The following is a 6,792-nucleotide window of genomic DNA, read 5'->3' as shown; positions in this document are numbered from 1 at the left end:
GCCGCGGGGCAAGGGGGGATCGCCCGGGCCAACGGCGATCCGCACACCGCGCCCCGCGGCCGCCCGACGCCCCCCCCACCCCCCACCGGCCCCCTCCCCCGCTTGCGGGGGAGGGATGGGGTAGGGGCCCGCACCACCTCCGGCCAGCGCCAACGCCGCCTCGCCACCCTTCTCCTCCCGCCACGCCACAAGCGCCGCCATCGCCTCCGCATCGCCCCACAGCGACCCGAACGCGCCGCGACCCAGCACCTCGCCCTCGCGCCGCGCGCGCAGCGCCGCCTGGCCCGCCCGCGCCCCCACCCGCGCCCGCCGCGCCGACTCCGCGGGCCGCCGCCCCCCCCCCCCCCCCCCCCCCCCCCCGGCGCGCCCGCGCCGCGCGCCCCCCCCCGCCTGGCCCGCCAGCGCCGCATCCAGCGCCGGCAGCGCATTCTCGGCGTCGCGCGCCACCCGCGCCGCCGTCGCGCGCGCCGCGCGCAGCGAGGAGGACAGGAACCCGAAGATCCCCCCGCCCTCCGCCAGAGCCGCGCGCGCTTCCGCGATGCCCTCCACGGCCAGCGCGCCCGGCTGCAGCCGTCCGTCGCGCTCCGCCGCCGCCACCGCCCCCGCGGCCTCGGCCAGCGCGCGCAACGGCGCCGGATCGGCCCGCCACGCCGGATGCGCCATCGCCGCAGGATCGTGAAGCGGTGCCGTCGCCGCCACGGCCTGCCGCGCCATCCGCGCGCGCAGCGCCGCCGGTCCCTCCGCGCCACCCGCCGCCAGCGCGCGGATCAGCGCGGGCAGCCGCGCCAGGAAGCGTTCCTGGTCGGTCGGCGCCAGCGCCACCGTCACGCCGCGCCACGCGCTGCGCGGCCCGCCTTCCGCCGCGCGCGCGGCGAGTTCCGCCACCGCGTCGCGCGCCTCGGCGATCGCCGCCTCGGTCCAGTCGCCCGGCAGGGCGAAATCGGGTGCGGCCACGCCCTGCGCCCGCAGCGCGACCAGGTTGCCCACCACCTGGTGCAGCTTTCGGCCGCTCTGCCCGACCTCGGCCGCCATCGCCGCGGCATGGGCGTTCAGCCGTGACCGCAACGCACCGAGCCGCTGCACCAGCGCCTCGCGCTCCGGCTTCTTCACATTCGGCAGCGCGAGCGTCGCGCGCAGCTCGTCCAGCACCGCGCGCTTCGACTGCTTCTCGGAATGCAGCTCCAGGCAGGCGGCGCCGAGCCCGATCGTGCCGAGCCGCCGCTTCACCACCTCTAGCGCCGCCAGCTTCTCCGCCACGAACAGCACGCTGCGCCCATCCAGCACGGCCTGGGCGATGATGTTCATGATGGTCTGGCTCTTGCCCGTGCCGGGCGGCCCCTGGATGACCACGTGCCCGCCCTGGCGCACCGCTTCGGCGGCGAGCGCCTGGCTGCCATCCGTGTCGATCACGTGGTCCAGCCGCTCCACCTTGATCGCGGCGTCCACATCGGCGTCGTCGGGGAAGGGGGGCGGCGCCGTGATCATCGCGCCGCCCACCAGCGCCTGCACCATCGGATGGTCGGCGAGCCCTGGATTTTCCCGCGGCCCCAGATCTCGCCACATCAGGAATTTCGCAAACGAGAACAGCCCGACGGCGAGCCCGTCCGCATCCACGCCCCAGCCTTCGCGAGTGCCGATCGCGGCCGCCACGGCCTCCGCCCACTTCGTCGGGTCGTAGGTTTCGGCATCGAACTCCGGCAGCGATACCTTGAACTCGCTGCCGAGCTTTTCACGGAGAGAAAGATTCTCCTGCACCTCCAGCCCCGCCGAGCGCAGCCGAAACGTCTGCGACACGCCCTGCCGTTCCAGCGTGACGGGCAGCAGCGCAAGCGGCGCCAGCCGCTCCGTCCCGGGCGTGCCGGGATCGCGCCAGGACAGCGTGCCGATCGCCAGCGACAGCGTCGCGATGCCCGTCTCCTCCCGCGCGGTGCGCGCATCGGTCATCAGGTCGCGCAGGCGGCGGGTGAGATCCGCCGGCGTCATCGCCACGCGCAGCCTGTCGTCGGCGCGCCACTCCGCCTCGGTCTTCGCCGCATCGGCGACCGCCACGCCCTCGGCCTTCGCCTTCGCCGTCCGCCGCGGCGCGCGCTTCGGCTTCGCCGCCGGCGCGGCTTTCTCGGCGGGTGCCTCCGGCGCCGCGCTCCCCGCCGCCTCGAAGCCGAAGGACTTGCCGGCCGTCAGCTCCGCCAGCACGAAATCCGCATCCTCGCGCTCGATGATCACGACGCCGCGCGAGCGCCCCGCCTTCGGCAGCGCCAGCAGCCGGTTGCGCGTGGAGAGATCGAGCAGGCCGCGCCGCGCCTCCTCCAGCCGTGCCGCGAGCGTCTCCGTGCCCATCGTCTTCCCCTACTTCCCCGGCCCTACTTCCCCGGCGTCGCGCCGAGCAGGCGCAGGATGCGCAGCTCCTCGAGGTCGAGCTCCGATTCGATCCCGGCCAGCAACTCGTCCGAAAGCCCGTCGTCGCGGTGATGATCCAGCAGCGCGAGGCGCCCGGCGCGGAGCGCGGCCAGCCGGATGCGCATCCGCGCCTCCAGCTCCGCCTGGCTGCCGCCTTCCGCCACGCCATGGAACACCCGCGCCTTGTCGCGGTATTCGTCCAGCAGGTCCTGCGCCACCGGGCCTTCCAGGATGTCCGCGGCGCGGCGCTCGATCTCGGCCAGCGTCGCGCGCGCCACCTGGCGCCGGGCCACGGCTTCCGTCACCGGCATGCCGGTCGGCCGCTTCTCCTCCACGCCCAGGCGCCGGATCACCCATTCCAGCGTCGTGCCCTGCAGCACCAGTGTCGCCAGGATGGCGCAGAAGGCCAGGAAGACCAGCAGGTCGCGTTCGGGAAAGTCGAGCGGCAGCGCCAGCGCCGCTGCCAGCGAGACGACGCCCCGCATCCCCGCCCAGGCCACCACGGTGATCGCGCCGGCCGAGGGCATCGGATCGCGCCGCCGCACGCTCGGCAGGGCGCGCGGGATCCAGGTGGCCGGAAACACCCAGACGAAGCGCGAGACGATGAGCGTCGCGGAGATCGCCAGCGCCAGCCCGGTCAGCTCCACCACGCTGCGGTCGCCGATGCGCTCCAGGATGCCGCGCAGCTGCAGCCCGACCAGGATGAAGACCAGGCTGGTCAGCACGAACTCCACGAAGTTCCACACCGCGCGGGAGACCAGGCGCATCTCCGGCGTGATGCTGCGATGCTGCTTCTGGCCCATGACCAGGCCCGTGGTGACCACCGCGATCACGCCCGAGACCTCCACCGCCTCCGCCGACATGAAGGAGGCGAAGCAGGCGATGAAGCTGGTCGCGGTGACCAGCAGCGGATCGTCCAGGTGTCGGAAGGACCAGTCCGCCGCGACGGCCACGGCATAGCCGACGGCGATGCCGCCGACCGCCACGGCCAGGAAGCTCAACCCCGCCTGCTCCATCGCGATGCCGCCGGCCGCGGCGGCCACGATGGCGAAGCGGTAGAGCACCAGCGCCGTGGCGTCGTTCACCAGGCTTTCGCCTTCCAGCACCACCACGATGCGGCGGGGGATCGGCAGCTGCTTCAGCACCGCCGCCGCCGCCACCGCATCCGGCGGCCCGACGATGGCGCCGAGCGCGACCGCCGCCGCCCAGGGCAGGCCGGGGATCAGCAGCTTGGCGACCACGGCGATGCAGAGCGCGGTGAACAGCACGGCGCCCACCGCCAGCAGCAGGATCGGCCGCAGATTGGCGCGGAAGGCGCGCCAGTCGGTGCGCCAGGCGCTGGCCTGCAGCAGCGGCGGCACGAAGAAGGCCAGCGCCAGCTCGGGGTCCAGCGTCACGCTCGGCAGGCCCGGCACGAAGGCCAGCGCGATCCCGCCCAGCACCAGGATCACCGCATAGGGCAGCCTGGCCCGCCGCGCGACAAGCGCGAAGCCGATGCAGGCCGCCATCAGGGCCAGGACGGCCTGCACGATCTCCATGCGGACCAACATAGCCGCCATGCGCCGGCTTGGGGGAGGGGAGCCGGCTTCCCATCTTGGGAGACATGCTCGACGCCCCCATCCCCCCCGATGGCGCCCTGCTGGACGCCTATTCCGCCGCCGTCACCGCCGCCGTGGAGCGGGCCGGGCCGGCGGTGGTGAACGTGGCTGTCCGCGGCCCGCGCGGCGGCGGCGCCGGCTCCGGCGTGGTGGTCGCGCCCGACGGCCTGGTGCTCACCAACAGCCATGTCGTCCGCGGCGCCGAGGCGATCCTGGTCGGCACGGCGGAGGGCCGGCGCATGCCCGCCCGCCTGCTCGGCGACGACCCGGACACCGACCTCGCCTTGTTGCGGGCGGAGACCGAGGCCGCGCTGCCGGCCGCGACGCTCGGCGATTCCGCGGCGCTGCGCCCCGGCCAACTCGCCATCGCCATCGGCAACCCGCTCGGCTTCTCCTCCTCCGTGACCGCGGGCGTGGTCAGCGCGCTCGGCCGCAGCCTGCGCGGCGCCGGGGGCCGCCCGATCGAGGACCTGATCCAGACCGATGCGGCGCTCAACCCCGGCAATTCCGGCGGCGCGCTGGTGGACAGCCGGGGCGCGGTGATCGGCATCAACACCGCGATGATCGGCGGCGCGCAGAATCTCTGCTTCGCCGTCGCCGCCAACACCGCGCGGCTGGTGCTCGGGCATCTGGTCCGCTTCGGGCGGGTGCGCCGCGCGCGCCTCGGCCTGTCCGGCCAGCTCGAGGCGATCCCCCGCCGCTTCGCCCGCGCGCATGGGCTCGATCAGCAGACCGGCGTGCTGGTGACCGAGGTCGCCCGTGGCAGCCCGGCCGACCGGGCGGGGGTCGAGCGGGGCGACCTGCTGCTTTCGGCCGGCGGGGAGACGCTGCGCGGCGTCGATTCCCTGCTGCGCTGGCTGACCGGGGACCGCGTGGGCGAGACCGCCGAGCTGGTCCTGCTCCGCCGCGGCGACCTCCGGCGCCTCCGGGTGACGCCGGAAGAGCGTGCCTGACTGCGCCGGAGGCGCTAACCTGCCCCCGAAGCAATCGGGAGGCAGCCATGCCCGGCACGGTCCGCATCCTCTCCCTCGATGGCGGCGGCATCCGCGGCCTGATCCCGGCGGTCGCGCTCGGCCATATCGCGGCCGCGCTCGGGATGTCGGGGAAGTCGCTGGCCAACGCCTTCCACCTGATCGCCGGCACCTCCACCGGCGGGATCATGGCCGCCGGGCTCTGCGCCCCCGGCGCGCTGCGCCACGGTCCGGCCGAGCTGGCGGAGCTCTACACGGTGCATGGCGCCACCATCTTCCCGCCCGGCGCCTGGAGCCGCCGCAACCCGATCTCGGAGTGCAAATACGAGCCTGTGGCGCTGGAAGGCCTGCTGGCCCAGCGCCTCGGCCAGACGCAGCTCAGCGAAGTCGCGCCCGAGCTGCTGGTCACCGCCTGGGACCTGGAGCGCGCGCGGCCCAAGCTGTTCAGCTCCTGGCGCGCGCGGCTGCATGGCAGCGAGGATTTCCGGCTGCGCGACGTGGCCCGCGCCACCTCCGCCGCGCCCACCTATTTCCCGCCCGCCATCATCGAGTCGCTCGATGCCAACTATCCGGCGGCGCAGCGGCGGCATGCGCTGGTGGATGGCGGCGTCTTCGCCAACGACCCCGCGGCGGTGGCGCTGGCCGAGGCGCGGCGCATCTTCCCCAAGGCCGACCGCGTCCTGGTCCTCTCCCTCGGCACCGGCGCGCGGGTGAACCGGATCAATGGCGAGAAGGCGCAGGGCTTCGGCTTCGCCGGCTGGCTGCCCGGGCTGATCGACGTCTTCATGGACGGCGCCTCGGCGCTGACCGAGCACGAGATGATGCTCCGCCAGGCGCGCGACGAGCTGGCCTATTTCCGCCTGCAGGTGGAGCTCGATCCGCCGCCGCCCTCCTTCACCATGGACGACGTCGCGCAACCCACCATCGCGGGGCTGCAGAAGCTCGGCGAGCAGGTCTTCGCCCGCTTCAAGGCCTCCGGCGCGCTGAACGGGCTGGCGATGGAGATGCAGAAGCCGCTCGCCAGCCCCGCCGCGATGGGCTTCGACCCCGATGCGCCGGGGCCGCGCCTGTCGTGACTACTTCCGGCTGATCAGCGCGACCACCAGGACCACGGCCGCCAGGATCGCGACCGAGGCCATGCCCTGCACGACGTCGAAATTCTCGGCGTCCGGCGCGACGAACAGCGCGGCGATGGCGCCGCCGGCCAGCAGCAGGATGCGGACGATCCAGGCGATCATGCGCGGCGCTCCTCGATCCGTTCCAGCCGTGCCAGCGTGTCGCGCAGCAGCCGCGTGAGCTCCATCACCTCCTGCTCGCGCAGCAGGTCGATCTTTTCGTGCAGCAGGGCGATCTCCGCCTCGGCGCGCAGGTTCACCTGGTAGTCCGCCAGCGCGCGGTCTCGGTCCATGTCGGATTGCCGGTTCTGGCTCATCATGATGACCGGCGCCGTATAGGCCGCCTGGAAGGACAGCAGCAGGTTCAGCAGGATGAAGGGGTAGGGGTCCCAGGCCCCGCCGCCCAGCAGCGCATTGGCCGCGATCCAGACGGCCAGCAGCGAGGACTGGACGACGATGAAGCGCCAGGAGCCGACCGTCGCGGCGACCGCGTCCGCCAGCCGCGCGCCGAAGCCGGGCGGGGCGGGCGCATTGCCGCGCCTGCGCTTGGCGCGGGCGATGGTGCGGCGGATATGCGTGTGGCGCGCGTCCTGGGCCGTCGCGTGGCGCATCCTCGTCTCCCAACCCGGATGCGGGCGTGGGGGGCGGGGGCCCCCCCCCGGCCGGGGGGGGGCCCCCCCCCCCCCCCCCCCCCCCGGAGACCCCCGCCGC

6 protein-coding genes are annotated in these 6,792 nt (G+C 74.5%); 2 read left to right on the top strand and 4 right to left on the bottom strand.

The window, feature by feature from the left end; genetic code table 11:
* Window positions 1-2,337, bottom strand: a 2,337-nt coding sequence (locus AC1MIR_RS00805) for a DUF4011 domain-containing protein (RefSeq protein WP_480026287.1), incomplete at its 3' end; no start/stop codon positions are given.
* A 23-nt stretch (window positions 2,338-2,360) separates the two neighbouring features.
* Window positions 2,361-3,935: a Na+/H+ antiporter gene (locus AC1MIR_RS00800; RefSeq protein ID WP_480026286.1), complete on the bottom strand. Its 1,575-nt coding sequence runs from the start codon at window positions 3,933-3,935 to the stop codon at window positions 2,361-2,363.
* A gap of 65 nt (window positions 3,936-4,000) precedes the next feature.
* Here AC1MIR_RS00800 and AC1MIR_RS00795 point away from each other — a divergent pair, with 65 nt between their 5' ends.
* Window positions 4,001-4,948 (top strand): S1C family serine protease, encoded by a 948-nt coding sequence (locus AC1MIR_RS00795; protein ID WP_480026285.1) that lies wholly within the window; start codon window positions 4,001-4,003, stop codon window positions 4,946-4,948.
* 47 nt (window positions 4,949-4,995) lie between these two features.
* Entirely contained in the window at window positions 4,996-6,042 is a 1,047-nt protein-coding gene (locus AC1MIR_RS00790; RefSeq protein ID WP_480026284.1) for a patatin-like phospholipase family protein, read from the top strand.
* Here AC1MIR_RS00790 and AC1MIR_RS00785 read toward each other — a convergent pair whose 3' ends face one another.
* On the bottom strand, window positions 6,043-6,204 hold the full coding sequence (locus tag AC1MIR_RS00785) for a hypothetical protein (RefSeq protein ID WP_480026283.1): 162 nt from the start codon (window positions 6,202-6,204) through the stop codon (window positions 6,043-6,045).
* Entirely contained in the window at window positions 6,201-6,692 is a 492-nt protein-coding gene (locus AC1MIR_RS00780; RefSeq protein WP_480026282.1) for a DUF1003 domain-containing protein, read from the bottom strand. Before AC1MIR_RS00780 ends, AC1MIR_RS00785 begins: the two co-directional genes overlap by 4 nt.
* Window positions 6,693-6,792: the final 100 nt, after the last annotated feature.

The sequence above is a fragment of the Falsiroseomonas sp. RANM36 genome, from assembly GCF_056682175.1.
Note: the sequence above shows the minus strand (reverse complement) of the source record. Positions and strands in the feature narration are given on the sequence as shown.